Below are 16,021 nucleotides of genomic sequence, written 5' to 3' on the forward strand. Positions count from 1 at the left end.
TCAATAAAATCCTAAATATTAATTAGTATTTTGAAATAAATTCTATAATAAAGGAGTTACATATTATGGGTTTCTTTTCAATTTTCATGACAGGAATAGGCTTATCTATGGATGCCTTTGCTGTTTCTTTAGCTAAAGGTATTTGCTTAAAAGAAGATGAATTTAAATACTCTTTTAGAGTTGCCTTATTCTTTGGTGGCTTTCAAGCCTTTATGCCTTTATTAGGCTGGTGGTGTGGTAGATATTTTGAAAGCTATATAAAATCTTTTGATCATTGGATAGCTTTTATACTACTTGGAATTATAGGTGGAAAAATGTTAATAGAATCTATTAGGGATATACGTGGTGGAGAGAATGATGTCCCTCTAGAATGTGAAAGAGATGAATTCTCTTATAAGAAGCTAACTATATTAGCTATTGCAACTAGCATCGATGCTTTAGCAGTTGGAGTTAGTTTTGCATTTCTAAGTGTTAGTATTATTCCTTCTATAACAATAATAGGAATAACTACTTTTGTATTAAGCTTCTTGGCAGTTTTTCTTGGCAAAAAGCTTGGACAGTATGTGCAAAATTATGCTGAAATAATTGGTGGAATTATTTTAATAGGTATAGGAATTAAGATATTATTTGAACACTTAATGTAGACAATGTAGCTGTAGCACAATCAAGAAATGTAAAATACTTTCCGTTGCAGCTCTTATATTATACTTATATCAATGTCTTGGATATAAAAAGTAAAACTTTTTATGCTACACTTCTTGCTAATAACTTGGCTAAGAGTGTAGCTTTTTTTCTTCTGTTTTCATATAGAAAATACGCAGATTCAATGCTGCGTATTCTTAAATAAATTTTCATATTTAGCAATTCCAATTTATTTTTGCTGGATTAGGCTCATTTATTATAGAAATTTTACGTAAATCTTCCTCCATATTTTTGCACTCTCTTGCTGCAATTTCATCATAAACCTCACTCTTCTCATTAACACCAATAGATGAATATGCTATTGCTGCAGCACCATAAAATGCAAGTCCTAAAGAACTCGTTACAGTATTAATTGTTGCCGTTGTTGCTCCAATTGCTCTAGCTGCAGCTTGTGCAGCTGGATTTTCCTCTACTTCTCTAGCAGCTATTTGAACTTCCTTAATAATTTTCTTTGCCTCTGTTAATTTCATATTTCCTTCTAACCATTCATTAACTGCATTCAATGCACTTTTTAAACGAGAATCCTCAGGATAATCTTTTTCATAAATAGGTAGAATATTCTCCCTTGCATATTCATTACACCATTTTACAATTGTATTTTTGCTTTGTGTTTCTATTAATCTCATAAGAGAAACAATATATGGTGAATCTGCTTTTCCAATCATTTTTCGTACTTTAGCCATAGTAACCCCTTTTTCTTAAATATCTTTTTTATTTTAAAAATCTCATCATAAGCAATTTTATCTCTTAAATTATTATACCTTCGAAATGGTCTACTTCATGTTGAATAATCTGTGCAGTAAATCCAGTAAATGTTTGTTTATGCTTCTTAAAGTTTCTATCAAGATATTCTACCTCAATTGCTTCATATCTCATTGTTTTTCTGAAGCCAGTTAAAGATAAACAGCTTTCTTCTGTCTCATAAGCTTTCTCTTTCTTTAATATAACTGGATTAACCATAGGAACTATGATATCCCCTATACTAAAAACCAATACGCGTTTTTTAACTCCTATCATATTAGCAGCCATACCAACACAATACTCTAAATTAGCCCTTAACGTATCCACTAAATCATCAATAACTGCTACATCAGCTTTATTAGCAGGTTCTGATTTCTGTCCTAGGAATAATATATCATTTACAACCGGTCTTATCATCTTTATTCCAACCTTTCTATTTTTCTTATATAAAGATATAAAAATTCTTATTTAACTATTTCGTATTATAATACAATTGCAACCTAAATTGTATATTTAATTATCCGATTTTAGTAAAAATCTCTTTTATTTATGGTACGTTTCTCCGTGAATACTTTAAAGTGAGGTTTTCTATTTTATTCTCCTGTATATATTCCACTAATTACACCTCTTTTAATCTTCCCTACAAGTTGGAATTTGTTGTCTAGTCCGTTAAATTAAAATACTACTCCACTCAATATTTAATTCAATCTGCTAATGCCAATAATAGTTTTCTAGTAAGATTGTGCCAACTGCAGATATTTTCGTACATTGCAGTTTCTCTTTAGCATTTTTGAGTAATATACACCAATTTGAAAGTTCCTCTTTTATAGAGCTATTCTGATTTTCAAAATTCCAATGAACTATTTCTAATAACTCAGATTGTGAAATCAACTTATATTGTCCATTATCTTCTATACAAAATAATATATGAGTATTTTCTTCATTTTTAAATATTTTCCAAACTCCTTCGGAATTTACAACAAATATTCTTTCAAGAACCCATAAATTGGTGTATCCCATTGGCATAGCATGATATAGATTTTTATTAATATAGCCAAAATCGTCTAATTGCTCTGATAAGTATGACAAGCAACATTCCCGATTAGTCAAATATGCAAAATAAATTCCTTTGGCATTTATATTAAAAGGATTCTCATGTATTCCAGTAGGATAATCAGCAAAAATATTCATTTATTTACCTCCTAATTCTATAATTGATTAATTCTATAAATTCCCATTTACCTTTTACCTGTCTCTTCTTATCATAACATATTTTGCAAAAATATTACTTATGATACAATTTTAAGGAACAAAAATAGCCTTAGCCATTTATATTACTTGACTAAGGCTATAAACTCATTTACTTATGATACCGTTCACCATACCCTAATGTAAAAAATTTTATTTACACGCTCTAAAATAGATTATATTTTAAATCTATTTACTTCTTGTTCTAATTTATCAGTACTTTCTTTTGACTTTAAAACTTCCTGCATAACATTAGTTGATTTATCATTTGCTTTGGAAACTCTCTCTGCTATAGTTGTAGTTCCACAGGCTCCATCGTTAGCGGCCAAAGCCACGTTATTTATAGCTCCTAAAACTTCTTTAACTGAAGCAAAAAGTTCCTCCGAAGTATCACTAATTTCTCTTACTAGTTCATCTATAAACTTAGCATCTTCGTTATATTTTTCTGAAACATCTAACATCACCTGATAATCATTAGCAACATCTGTAGATACAAAGGTTAATAAATTGTTAGAATTATTAGAAAGATTATTTACTGAAGATATAACATCTGTTGTTACAGCTTGTATTTTTAGCACTGTATCTTTTGATTGTTCTGCAAGCTTTCTTATTTCATCAGCAACAACAGAGAACCCTCTTCCAGATTCACCAGCTCTTGCAGCCTCAATAGCAGCATTTAATGCAAGCAAATTAGTTTTTTCGCTTATATCCATGATAGCTTTAGATAAAATATCGATTTCGCCAACTACCTTTGAATCTGCTATTGCTTGCTCAAGTTGCATTTTTGTATGAAGAAGTAGGTCAGCAGTTTTCTTTTGAGAAATAGTAGCATTTTCTTTAATAGAAGTTGCTCTTTTACTAATTTTATTAGCAGCAATAGCACCTTTTTCTGATCTTTGCGCTATGGAATTAATCTCTGTTTCCATTTCTTGTGAAGTTGCTGACATTTGTTCAGATGCAGCTGAGGTTTCTTCCATACTTGCAGCTAATTCTTCTGTAGTTGCAGATATTTCTTGTAAGTCACTATTTAATATCTGAACATTATCTACAATATTATTGACTTTCTGTTCCATAGCGGAGGATTCTGCTTTAATACTATCCACTAAATTCACTAATGAACTTTTCATATTATTAATACCATTGGTAATTGACCCTATTTCATCTTTTCTTGACAATAATTTATAATCAAGTTCTTGAGAGAAATCACCCTTTGCAAGTATTTTTAAATATTCAGAAGATTTAATTATTGGATTAGTAATTCGCTTTGTACTAATGTTAATTAAAATAAATGTTGGAATTAACATAAATATTGAAATAACAAAGACTATAAAAGATGTTTTTTTAGCACTTGCTATTAATTCATTTTCTGACATAAAAGATGCTAAAACCCAGTCAGTACCCTTTATTTCATATGTATTACCAATATATTTTTCTTGATTAATATTTACATCGAAAGACTTTAAATCTTTTGACAATACTTTTTCTACTCCTGGTATATTAATTTCTTCTATATTTTTAAAATTATTATCAGCATTATTTCCATCTGCCATAATCATTCCTGTATTATGTACAAGCATATAAAAGCCTGTTTTACCTATTTTCATTTTACTTAACATGTCACTAATAACAGATTGTTCAACATCAATTCCTATTGCACCTAATATATTTCCATTAGAATCAGTTAATGAACGTACATTACTTATAATCATTGAACCAGTATCGGCTTTGTATGGAGCTGTTCTTATTATTTCCCCATTTCCTTCTATACCTTTTTGATACCAATCCCTAGAAGTTGGATCATATTTTTTTGATATATTAGTTTCTGGCCAATTTAGATAACCACCATCTTTAGTAGCCAAATAAACATACATGGTACCCGGATGTGAATTTGCATATTGATCAAATATATTATAAATGTCACGTTCTATTTGTCCATTCTTAGAGGGTGTCATTTTAGTATCTTCCGTAGTATTGACATAACTGGTAATATTACCCTTGTTTGCTTGAACTATTAACGGATTAGTGGCTAGCATATCTATATTTTTATCAATTTGATCATAGAAAGTCTGGATAGAATGCTCAGCCAATTTCATCTGTTCTTGAGAATTATTAAGATAATCTTTTCTAGCTTGCGTATTTGCTTGATAGCTAATACTAATACCAACAATTGCTAGTGCTAATATTATAATAAATATAGTAATAATTAAAAATTGAGTTTTAATACTTTTAAATTTCTTAATCAGAGTAACTACCTCCTTATATTATGTTTCTTTATTTAAACATTCTCACCTTATCATACATTTCTTCTCCCAAGATTTTATGCACAGTAGAAGTATAATGCCATTCATCCCAAAAATAATATTGTTCTGGATTAGCACTTGCTGGTTTAACTTCTGGATAAGTACTTTGAGCTTCTTTATCTAGTTCAACTAATCCATATTTGCTTGGATTTTTCATTATATTGTCACTAATTGCAGGGAGATCAAACATCATTATTTTTATATTTGAGTTTTTTTGTAATTCTTTTATGGATTCAGGAAGTTTTTTATTCACATGTTTTACAAAAACTTCAGCAGATTCTGTTCTATTGCTAGTAATTTCATAAGGTACAAGTGATAAATCACTGCTGTTTACTACAAAAAAGTTTTTTGCTCCAAGTGTGACTAATCTTTTAATAGCATTATTTATATTATCAACAGCTTTATCTGCCACATCTTCAACTGTACCTGGTAATGAATAATCCATGAACGAAAAATAATCATTGGCAGAAGCGAAAATAAAATACAATGCATCAGGATCAGCCTTACCTTCCTTTAAACTATTTTCGAATTTTTCAATTTGTCCGAGAACCCCTGTATTTCCTAAGTGATCCATCCACTCAGAATAGTTTTTTTCTCCACTAGTTGCGCCACCTGTGGCATAGTTAACTAATGGTACACCTAAATTTTCTGCTAATACTTCAACAGCTGTAGGACCATTTGAATATCTACCTTTCCAATATAATTCATCAGAAGGTTTTAAATATGCATCATCAGGTCTATTAGCGCTTGCCATAATTTGTGCGCTGATTTTTTTTGCTTCTCCATTGTCAGAATAACTGTCTCCAAATGCAAATACCTGAGTAAACTTTTCACTAACTTTTTCTTTTTTTAATAGATATATACCTCCACTAAAAACTAAAATACATGTTAAAAAAATTGCAACCATAAATTTAAAATTTTTTTTCATTATTCTTCACTTCCTTTATCAAATAGTTGTTAATATTCTATAAGCCATATAAGAAAACCTTTTATCATTAGCATTAATTATAAAGAGTATATGCTTAAGATCTCACCTCCTGAATTTTATAAAATTCGATACCGATATGGTTAATATATACAATTATTATGTCATATTAAGGATTATTTTGCAATATTTTTTTAATCACCCTTAATATTACATAATATAAGTAAATATAAGTTTGTTAACCACAAGAAAAATGGAAAAATTTAGGACATTAATGTTTGTCCGTAATATCCCAGATTTTTGTATTAATTAGAGGTTTTTATTAAGCCATTCTCAGCAAGATTTTATATTTATTTGGTTACTAGGATCTGTCGCACTAAGTAATTAATGCACAGCTTCATTTTTTACAAAAAAATAAATCCCAAACTCCAATGAGTTTGAGATTTATAGTAAAAAACATAATTCATATTTTCTAGAAGCCATAGATGATTTACTCGACGTTGTTCATATAATCGCATAAACATATTTAGGCTTAGTATTCTCTTCATACCAGTTTAGCTTTGAAATAATATTAAGGTTTTCACCTTGGGTTCTTCGTTTGATATCTGCATTTTCTCCTAAAGATTCATATCTAATCCACTTCCTAAGGTTAGGATATATTTCATCTTTTTCTGTATCTAAAAACCACTCATTTAATTTAATAATCAAATCTTTAAAATCTATATTTTCAAGTTTATTTTTTTGCGATTAATGTAAATATAATCAGAAAAGTTATTTATTTCTTATTCATAAACCCTCCCTCAAAGTCCTATTTATCTACACTTCAAAAAATTCACTAAACCAATTATATCATAAGCAAATTCTATTATGTTATATTATTGGCTTGATTTTAATGTTTTATATCTTTCTTTTAAGTTTGGTTCTCCACAGGTACGCTTCTCCGTATCGGTAGTAAGTGAGGTCTTTTAATATATTATGAGCCTTCATTGCATTGATGAAGGGGTATAAATCTTCTGCATCTTCGTAATTGCTGCTACTACTTTCTCTCTCATAATTAACAAGTCTTCTACCACATCATATGTATAAAATCTACTATTAGACAAATAATAGTTTTGTGACTATTCTATGAGAAGGAGAATTCTATGAATCTAATAACGAAAGGAAGTAATATTATTATGGGAATTTTAAGTGGAAATCCTAAAGATGAGCCTTTACATTATGGCGAGGTATTTGGATTATGGAGCTCTTTATCAGTTTCAAAAGGTGCATTAGACAGTTATCAAGTTTTTATTAATCATACTGGTGACCAAGAGTTAAAAGCATTTTTAAAACAAGTAATTGAATCATCAATCAAACCATCAATCAAAGACATAGAAGAAGTATTACTGCATAACGATATCGCGCTTCCACCCACACCAGCAGAACGACCTGAAGCAGACCTTGAACAAATTCCAGTTGGCGCGAGATTGCAAGATGCACAAATAGCTTATATAGTAGCTGCTGATATAGCAGCAGCTGTTGTAGCAAGTAGTCAAGGAATGAGTCAAGCAATTCGTGAAGATGTTGGGTTATTATTTGGCCAAATGGGTGCAAAAAAAGCAAAAGATGGTGCAGCATTATTACAAATCATGAAAGATAAAGGTTGGCTAGTTCCACCACCACTTCATCATGAAACAAAACAACAATAATTAATAACAAGTTTGTAAAATGGTAGAAAAACAGATACAAATATCTGCTTTCTACTTTTTTTATATTATTTAACTAACGTAAGGCGTTAGTTGTAGAAGAAAAGAAGGCGAATCCTAAAAATAATGGATTCGCCTAGAAGTTAACCTTATCCTCTTTTTTTGTACATTTAAATGGTGGAGTCGAATCTTATTGAACCACTGTATTACAAAAGACCTCATTTACTTATGGTACGGTTCCTCATTCTTAATCCTAAATAATAACCATAGACACCACACTTTCTATTGTCAATAGCTTCATTATTTAGTTAAGATATGAATACTACTCCACTCAACTTAACTATTTTAAAAATTAATTTTCACAATTTTCAAAGGAAGTCGCGTTTCGCGCCCCCCTTTGAATTTACATTAATTCTATCCAATCACTTAGTTTATTATAAACTTTAAACCCTCTTCTCTTATACATTTCATAGGCAATACTATTCTTTTCTATTACTGTTAAACAAATTTCTTCCACTTGCTTTTCGTTTAAGAATTGTATTGCTGTTTCTAATAATTTTTTACCATAGCCTTTTCCCCTATACTCTTTTATTAATCCTATATCAAAAAAAGCTTTTTTATCATTAATAATTGTATTTAAAAAACCTATATTTTCATCTTTATCTAGTACAATAAAATAATCTTCATTGTCATTTTTATTTGACAAATAGCCTTTTTCATCTTCTATTTCTATATAAGTTCCATGAGGCATATCCATAAAAGACTTATTATATACATCAACATATTCCTCAATATTTTCTTTTGATAACTTGATCTTATCTAACACATCATTTGATTTTTCTCTATTGTTTAAAATCATATTGAAGGATGAATAACTTATTTTTAGTCCAATATCTTCAGACAAATTAAGCAAATTACTATTTCTTATCCCAAGCAAAACCTTATTAGCATAATATTTATTAGATAATTCTAATGCCTCATTAATTAATGATTTTAATATTTTTTCATTATCTAATGGACAGATTAATCCAGTTATATAAACTGTTTTTAATTTATTTACTAATTCTAATATAACTGATATCTTACCTGATATTATATTTTCATCAAAATAGAATAAGACACCTTCTCCACAATTGCATAACTTCCCTTTAATCTCTTCCTCAATTTCAACTAAAGATAAATCAGTATTTTCATTTTTCTTTATAAACTCTAATGCTAAAATTTTTTCATCATTATTTAATTCTAAGAAATTCTTTATCATTATTCCTTCACCCAATATTCACTACAATCTTTAGATCTATCTAAAAACCCATATTGAATTAAAGCTCTTCTTATTGTTACATAATCTTCATATATTCTTTTTAATACTCTATTTATTTCTTTTTCAGAATATTTCTTTCCTACATTAAAGTTTTTAGTTATTTCTTCTAATAGTATAATTTTCTTCTTTTCTTTAGCTGGATAGCTTTTTAACGCACCATTTTCATCTATATAAGTTTCTATTACCTTAATCTTTTCTTCCTTAGTTATATTAAATCTATCATCTAATGTTGTTGCTCCTTTGTGTGCATCACAAATAACATCTTCTTCTAACACATTTATATCTCTATTTGTATCTTTAGCAAGTAAATTCATAGTTGCTAAAAATAACTTAGCTTGTTTTTCCTTTTCTCTTAATTTATATCTATGGTTTCTAATAGTAGAACTGGCAATACCTAACTTTGCTGCTATTTCTTTATCTGTAAGTCCTAAAGCTATTAGTTCAATTACTGCTTTTTGAGATGATGATATCCCTGTATAAAGTGAATTCATATTTAATAAATAACTTAACATAGATTTATGCTTTTCCTTTATATGAAGCTCAGCAGTCTTTTTTGCATCATATAAGTTACCACCTATTTCATATATTCTTCCTTTAATAAATATTTCTTCACATACTATACATTTTATATATTCTTCTGTTTCTACAAATCCCTTTTCTATTTCATCTATAGAAGCTCTCCAAAAAAACTCATTATCCATAATTATACCTCCAAATTATTCCTTATATATTTATAATAAAACATAATTGCAAATTAGTCTATATATAAATAAACATTTTTCAATTAAGTTTGTATTTTGAAAATGAGGAAGTCTATAATAGAATTAAGTTTTAAATATATTAATAAGAACCAAATAATATATATTAATGAAATAAAAGTATTTATATATATCTATAAATTATATAGATATTAATTAAATTCTATAATTATTATAATATTGTAAAATTCTTAGTATTAATAATTAGTAAACTATGTATACTAAACTATAGAAAATTTATTATTTGGAGGTATATTAATGCATAATAAATATAATGATCTTTTTGATAGCTTAATAAGATCTTACTATGAAGACAACTTTGATGAAACTCTTTCTAGAATTATGGTATGCCATGAAACTTCTCCACAAGAAACTTTTAAAATAATTACATCGCTTTGTGGAGTATCAATAGACTTTGATAATAATTATATATATAACTTAAAAAAAGCAATTACTAATTATGAGGTTAATAAAAGGTTTATAGAAAAGCTTGATAGTTGTAGTGTTAATTGTAAACAAGATGATAATAAAAAATTTAATTGTCAAGTAAGTTGTCCATTTGATGCAATATTATATGATGAAGATAATAAATCAACATACATAGATTACAATTTATGCGTTGGTTGTGGTTTATGCGTAGATTCTTGTAAATACGGTAAGATATTAGATAAAGTTGACTCCATTCCTATTGTGGATTTAATAAAAAATAATAAAATGGTTATAGCAGCTGTTGCTCCTGCAATTATGGGGCAATTTGGAGACAATGTATCAATGGATCAGCTACGTGCAGCATTTATTAAAATAGGCTTTACGGATATGGTTGAAGTTGCTTTTACTGCTGATATGCTTACAATTAAAGAAGCTGTTGAGTTTAACAATCATGTTAATGGCCCTAAAGATCTAATGATTACTTCTTGTTGCTGCCCTATGTGGGTTGGTATGCTTAAAAAGGTATATAAAGAATTAGTTCCCGATTTGTCTCCTTCTGTTTCACCAATGATAGCTGCTGGAAGGGTGATAAAGAAATTAAATCCAGAGGCTAAAGTTGTTTTTATAGGACCATGTATAGCAAAAAAAGCTGAAGCAAAGGAACCTGATTTAGTTGGTGATATCGACTTTGTATTAACCTTTCAAGAGCTAGACAATATCTTCAAATTATTAGAAATTAATCCTGAAGAATTGCAGGGAATTCCTTCTAAAGACTATGCTTCTAGAGGTGGTAGATTATATGCTCGTACAGGTGGTGTATCTATAGCTATAGGAGAAGCTGTTAGTGAACTCTATCCTGAAAAATATAAACTCTTTAAACCTATTAAGGCTTCTGGTGTTAGGGAATGTAAAGAATTATTAAGTAAGGCATTAAATGGTGAAATAGAAGCAAACTTTATAGAAGGCATGGGCTGTATTGGTGGTTGTGTTGGTGGACCTAAAGCAATTATTCCTAGGGAACAAGGAAAAATATCAGTAGATAATTTTGCTTATAATTCTCCTATAAAAGTAGCTACTCATAGTTCTACAATGGATAATGTTTTAGAAAAGCTCCATATAACATCATTAAAAGATTTTGAAGATGATAGTAAAACTTCTATTTTTCATAGAAACTTTTAAATCCTAAACTTTTAGCTTATGTACATTCTTATATATTGCATATAAAAAAATAAATATATAAGAAAAGTTTATCTTTAATTATTGTTTTTAACTATCATATTATGATTATTTTTAATAAAATAACCTCTAATAAGTAGCTTTAAGTAGAAATAAATAATATTATCTATTTTTCTATTGTTAGCAGATTTTATGTATTATCATATTCTATATATAGAAGAGCTTTTGTTGGAGGTACATTTTCTTTGGATACTTTAAGCGTTTGTATTATAGCTAGAAATGAGGAAGAAAACATATTACGATGTCTTAAAAGCATAGAAGATATTGCTGATGAAATAATACTAATTGATACTGGATCTATTGATAATACAATTACTATAGCCCAAAAATTTAATGCTAATATAATAGAGTTTCCATGGAATAATGACTTTAGCTTAGCAAGAAATAAGGCGCTAGAAAATGCAACTAAAGATTGGATTTTATACATTGATTGTGATGAATCATTAGATATTACTCAAGTTTATACTCTAAAAAATATATTAGATAAATCTTCTCATATAGGCTTTAGATTAAAACTTATAAACATAATTGATAACAAACCTTATTGCGGTGAATATTTACTTAGGCTAATTAAGAATAATTGTGGATTTTATTTTTCTGGAAAAATTAATGAAACTATAAAAAACTCAATATATACTGATTCTTATGAAAATAATATTCTAAACCTAGATATTATATTATATAACTATGGCTACGATTTAAATCAAAAGAAATTATATGATAGATGTAATAGAAATATTTCTATATACTTAAGCTACAAAGATGAAGAAAAAGATTATCTGTATTACTACAACTTGGCAAATGAGTATTTCCTTTTAAAGAATCTAAAAAAGGCTATAGATAATTATATTATAGCAATTTACCTAAGTGATAATTTTTTTATAAATAGTTATATTACTTTTACAATAATAAAGGCTTACTTTAAAATGCGAAAATATGATACCGCAATTTTAATAGGTGAGAAGTTATTAGATAAGTATGATGCTTTTAGAGAAATATATCTTTTACTTGGAATATGTTACGAGAAAATAGGTAATTTAGATAAGTCTAAAGAAAACCTTAGAAAATATTTAAAATTATTCACTAAAGGCTCCAACTATTATTTTAGTTTAGATTATATAAATATGAAAAACTTAATACCTGAAATGTTTGGGTTTAATATAGAAACTTTAAAACACTTAAACTAAATGGTAAAAGGAGGATAAGTTTTAATACTTTTCCTCCTTGATAATTTTCAATTATTATTAAAGTACTTTACAAAATGTTAGTGGAACCATTTAAAGTTTTATAAAATATAAATTATTGCATACTACTATAAATTTTTTAGGTTATTCGCCCCTTTTTTCTTTATTATTTGTTCTAATACATTTAATCTAGTTTTCCCCAAAATTTGTTTTGGCTTCTTAGCTATTTCATTGTCTTTATAAAATTTTGCTTTGTTTGCTTCTATGACCATAAATATCTTTTCTTCTAATGCTTCATCTTCTATGTTACCTTCAAAATAATCATCTATATAGTCTCTTAAAGCATAACTAAGTTCCTCTTGATTTTTATAATATAATCTAATTCCACCCTTATTCAAGAATATTATCCTCCCTAAAAAAATCTACTTTTTAACATATATTTTATACTAAAAATATACTATACACAATATGTAATAAAGTTCTTAATTTTTATTTAATTATTATATAAACAAAACTTATTATTTAAATAATTTTTAGTATCTTAATTAAATAAGTTCTATATGTTAAAAAGGTGATTAGAATAATTTAAATTATTCTAATCACCTTTTATTTCCTTATTTATTGCTTATACTTTTTTTATCTATTTTTCTTTTTTCTGTTTCATCTACTACTAACGCAGCTACTGCTGATCCAGTTACATTTGTTGCTGTTCTCATCATATCTATAATCGCATCTACAGCCATAACCATTGCCATACCTTCTATAGGTAATCCTAAAGTTGATAATACAACCGTTGTTGACATAGTTGCTGCACCAGGAACCCCTGCTATACCTATTGAAGATATAATTGTTGTTAATACTATTAAGAAATAGTGGTACATTGTCATATCAACATTAAATACATTTGCTACAAAAATTGCAACTATTGCTGGATATAATCCACCACAAGCATTCATTCCTATAGTTGATCCAAGAGGAGCTACAAAGCTTGCTATATTTTCAGAAACCTTAGCATTTTCTACTAAGCTCTTAATTGTTACAGGCAATGTTCCATAACTACTTTGACTTGTAAAAGCTACAATTTGAGCTGGGAATATATCCTTAAAGAACTTTAATGGATTTTTTCTTGCAACAAATGCTATTAAAGGAGTATGAACTAATACTATTTGTAATATACAAGCTATATATACTGCTAATATAACATTAATTAATGATTTTATTGTATCCATTCCATTTGTTGCTGCAGTTGTTGCAATTAGTGCAAAAACTCCATATGGTATAAATTTTAATACTATTCTTGTTATACTTAAAACTAACTCATAAGTTGATAATATAAAATCTTTAAATGGTTTAACCTTTTCTGGATTATTATTATCTTCAATTACTAAAGCTATTGCTATGAAAAGTGAAAATATAACTATTGGGATTATTTGATTGTTAACTATCGAAGCTACTGGATTTGATGGTAAAAAGTCTAATAATACCTTTGAGAATGCTGGTATTTCTCTTGCTTTAAATCCTTCTGCTCCAACAAAGCTTATTCCTTCTCCTAATTTAAAGATCTTACCCATAACTATTCCTATTATTGATGCAACCCCTGTTGTCCCAAGTAATATTGCTAATGTTTTAATACCGATTGATTTTAAAGTATCTAAGTTTTTAAGTCTAATTATACTTGTTATTATTGATACCATAACTAAAGGAACTACTATCATCTTAATTAATGATATATACCCCTTACCTACAACTTCAAGGAATTTTATATTTTCTTTAAACACAGCTCCTAGTATTAAACCTATTGTTAATGCTGTTAAAGTTGCATAAGAAAACTTTCCTGTTTTTGCTTTTACTAAATAAATTATATAAAGTGCTGCTATTGATAAAATAATAGCTAATATCAAATTAATATTCATTTTATTTCCTCCTAGTATTTATATTTTATTATTATTTTTTTGCTGGCCTGCAACTTATTTTATATAAAATCACTTAAATATTTTAAGCAATTTTATAAATAAAAAAACCTACTACCACTGTGCTATACAGAGGCAGAAGGCAAACTTCCACGGTTCCACTCTGATTAGATATTATAAAATATCTATCTCATTCTTCGGTACAATAATACCTTATCTCTATAATGGGAGATCCCATAAACCCCTACTTAATTCGGGACTTAAACTCCAAGGGGCACTTCATTAATAAAATTATAGGTTATCTCAGCAACTTAACCTTCTCTGTGATAATTATCATTAATTACTTTCCCTCTTCATCGTCTCTAATTCATATCGGATTACTATGATTTAATTATAGCATCATTTTTTCTATTGTCAATATATAAATTATAGATTTAATTTATATATTTGAACGGTATTTTTTGGTATATTTTAAGAGAGTAAAATTCAGAATTTACTCTCTTAAAACACTTATTTATTATCAATATATGAATCTACATTATCTTTTGTTATTTTAGTATGTGGTATTTTAATGTATTTTTTATCCTTAATTCCCTCTATTTCTTCTAAATTTTTTCCAGTAGATACTGCTAAAGAGATATCAAAAATTGCTTTAGCCTGTGCATTAGCATCACTTATTACAGTTCCAGTCATTTCACCTTTCTTAACCGACTCCATTGCTTCTTTTATTCCATCTATTCCAACAACTAAAGGTTTATTAGTGAATTCATTACTAGAGTTTATAGCATGTATTGCTCCAAGTGCCATAGAATCGTTGTTGCTAAATACCACCTCAATACTATCTCCAAATTTCTTAATCCACTGATTCATTTTAGATATAGATTGGTCACTTTGCCAATTTGCACTATCATCTGCTAGTTTTTCTACTTGAATTTCTTTTTCAGTAATAGCTCTTATACAGTATTCTGTTCTTATAGAAGCATCCTGATGTCCTAGTTCTCCTTCAAGCATAACGTATTGAATTTTATTATCTTTATTTTTATCTATTAAATCCTTTTTTGAAAGCCACTGATCTATTATTATATCAGCCTGCATCCTTGCTGATTGTTCTGCCTGTGCACCTACATAATATATTTTATCCCATCTATTCATATCCTCTTCTACAGGTTCTCTATTAAAAAATATCAATGGTATGTTAGCTGACTTTGCCTTATCAATTATAGTCGCAGCAGCAGTTCTGTCTACTAAATTTACACATATAACATCATAATCTTGGTTTATAAATTTATCTACTTGATTACCTTGATTTATTATACTCCCCTTTGCATCTACAACATCAAGAGTTATTTTAGATTTGCTATTATTTTCATTTTCCTTAGCTATTTCTTCTAAATTTTTAGTAATTGTAGATATAAAGACATCATCTTGCCTATAAAGTGTTACCCCTATTTTTATTTCTTTCTTTGATTTTATGTTAGTTTCTTTATTACAGCCTACAGCAAGAGTTGATATTAAGATCATACTTAATAAACTAATTAATTTTTTACCCTTTTTCACCTTAACCTCTCCCATAAAACATTTT

Annotated in this window: 15 protein-coding genes and 1 other annotated feature; of the genes, 4 read left to right on the plus strand and 11 right to left on the minus strand. The window is 28.0% G+C overall.

Translation table 11 applies throughout. From position 1 onward, the window contains the following. The first annotated feature begins 65 nt into the window (after positions 1 to 65). Positions 66 to 644: a manganese efflux pump MntP family protein gene (locus tag ACH36K_RS17035; RefSeq protein ID WP_411168784.1), complete on the plus strand. Its 579-nt coding sequence runs from the start codon at positions 66 to 68 to the stop codon at positions 642 to 644. A 213-nt stretch (positions 645 to 857) separates the two neighbouring features. Here the strand turns inward: ACH36K_RS17035 and ACH36K_RS17040 are convergent, their stop codons facing one another. From ACH36K_RS17040 to ACH36K_RS17065, 6 genes are all read right to left on the minus strand, one after another. After that, positions 858 to 1,385, minus strand: a complete 528-nt coding sequence (locus ACH36K_RS17040) for a putative immunity protein (RefSeq protein ID WP_411168785.1) — start codon at positions 1,383 to 1,385, stop codon at positions 858 to 860. Positions 1,386 to 1,449: 64 nt separating this feature from the next. Then, entirely contained in the window at positions 1,450 to 1,860 is a 411-nt protein-coding gene (locus tag ACH36K_RS17045; RefSeq protein WP_411168786.1) for a peptide deformylase, read from the minus strand. 294 nt (positions 1,861 to 2,154) lie between these two features. After that, a complete protein-coding gene (locus ACH36K_RS17050) occupies positions 2,155 to 2,634 on the minus strand; it encodes a hypothetical protein (protein WP_411168787.1) in 480 nt (159 codons plus the stop codon). Between the two features lie 233 nt (positions 2,635 to 2,867). Further along, positions 2,868 to 4,934: a methyl-accepting chemotaxis protein gene (locus ACH36K_RS17055; RefSeq protein ID WP_411170724.1), complete on the minus strand. Its 2,067-nt coding sequence runs from the start codon at positions 4,932 to 4,934 to the stop codon at positions 2,868 to 2,870. A 28-nt stretch (positions 4,935 to 4,962) separates the two neighbouring features. Beyond that, positions 4,963 to 5,919, minus strand: coding sequence for an SGNH/GDSL hydrolase family protein (locus tag ACH36K_RS17060; protein WP_411168788.1), 957 nt, complete (start codon positions 5,917 to 5,919; stop codon positions 4,963 to 4,965). A gap of 501 nt (positions 5,920 to 6,420) precedes the next feature. Beyond that, positions 6,421 to 6,624: a hypothetical protein gene (locus ACH36K_RS17065; protein WP_411168789.1), complete on the minus strand. Its 204-nt coding sequence runs from the start codon at positions 6,622 to 6,624 to the stop codon at positions 6,421 to 6,423. A gap of 434 nt (positions 6,625 to 7,058) precedes the next feature. Here ACH36K_RS17065 and ACH36K_RS17070 point away from each other — a divergent pair, with 434 nt between their 5' ends. Beyond that, complete coding sequence (locus ACH36K_RS17070) at positions 7,059 to 7,604, plus strand: DUF3231 family protein (RefSeq protein WP_411168790.1); 546 nt, start codon at positions 7,059 to 7,061, stop codon at positions 7,602 to 7,604. 400 nt (positions 7,605 to 8,004) lie between these two features. Here the strand turns inward: ACH36K_RS17070 and ACH36K_RS17075 are convergent, their stop codons facing one another. Then, positions 8,005 to 8,862, minus strand: coding sequence for a GNAT family N-acetyltransferase (locus ACH36K_RS17075; RefSeq protein WP_411168791.1), 858 nt, complete (start codon positions 8,860 to 8,862; stop codon positions 8,005 to 8,007). After that, entirely contained in the window at positions 8,862 to 9,623 is a 762-nt protein-coding gene (locus ACH36K_RS17080; RefSeq protein WP_411168792.1) for a DUF2087 domain-containing protein, read from the minus strand. Before ACH36K_RS17080 ends, ACH36K_RS17075 begins: the two co-directional genes overlap by 1 nt. A 315-nt stretch (positions 9,624 to 9,938) precedes the next feature. On the opposite strand from ACH36K_RS17080, the gene ACH36K_RS17085 reads away from it, so the two are divergent. Next, positions 9,939 to 11,288, plus strand: a complete 1,350-nt coding sequence (locus ACH36K_RS17085) for a [Fe-Fe] hydrogenase large subunit C-terminal domain-containing protein (RefSeq protein WP_411168793.1) — start codon at positions 9,939 to 9,941, stop codon at positions 11,286 to 11,288. A gap of 242 nt (positions 11,289 to 11,530) precedes the next feature. Next, positions 11,531 to 12,532: a glycosyltransferase gene (locus tag ACH36K_RS17090; RefSeq protein ID WP_411168794.1), complete on the plus strand. Its 1,002-nt coding sequence runs from the start codon at positions 11,531 to 11,533 to the stop codon at positions 12,530 to 12,532. A gap of 125 nt (positions 12,533 to 12,657) precedes the next feature. Here ACH36K_RS17090 and ACH36K_RS17095 read toward each other — a convergent pair whose 3' ends face one another. From ACH36K_RS17095 to ACH36K_RS17105, 3 genes are all read right to left on the minus strand, one after another. Continuing rightward, a complete protein-coding gene (locus ACH36K_RS17095; RefSeq protein WP_411168795.1) occupies positions 12,658 to 12,927 on the minus strand; it encodes a TIGR04540 family protein in 270 nt (89 codons plus the stop codon). Between the two features lie 216 nt (positions 12,928 to 13,143). Next, positions 13,144 to 14,442, minus strand: coding sequence for a dicarboxylate/amino acid:cation symporter (locus ACH36K_RS17100; protein ID WP_411168796.1), 1,299 nt, complete (start codon positions 14,440 to 14,442; stop codon positions 13,144 to 13,146). Between the two features lie 125 nt (positions 14,443 to 14,567). After that, positions 14,568 to 14,805, minus strand: a binding site (T-box leader). A 144-nt stretch (positions 14,806 to 14,949) separates the two neighbouring features. Further along, positions 14,950 to 15,996: a galactose ABC transporter substrate-binding protein gene (locus ACH36K_RS17105; protein WP_411168797.1), complete on the minus strand. Its 1,047-nt coding sequence runs from the start codon at positions 15,994 to 15,996 to the stop codon at positions 14,950 to 14,952. Between the last annotated feature and the right edge of the window lie 25 nt (positions 15,997 to 16,021).

Origin of the sequence: Clostridium sp. MB05 (genome assembly GCF_046581255.1) — a bacterium.
In the GTDB taxonomy this organism is placed as follows: Bacteria; Bacillota; Clostridia; order Clostridiales; family Clostridiaceae; genus Clostridium.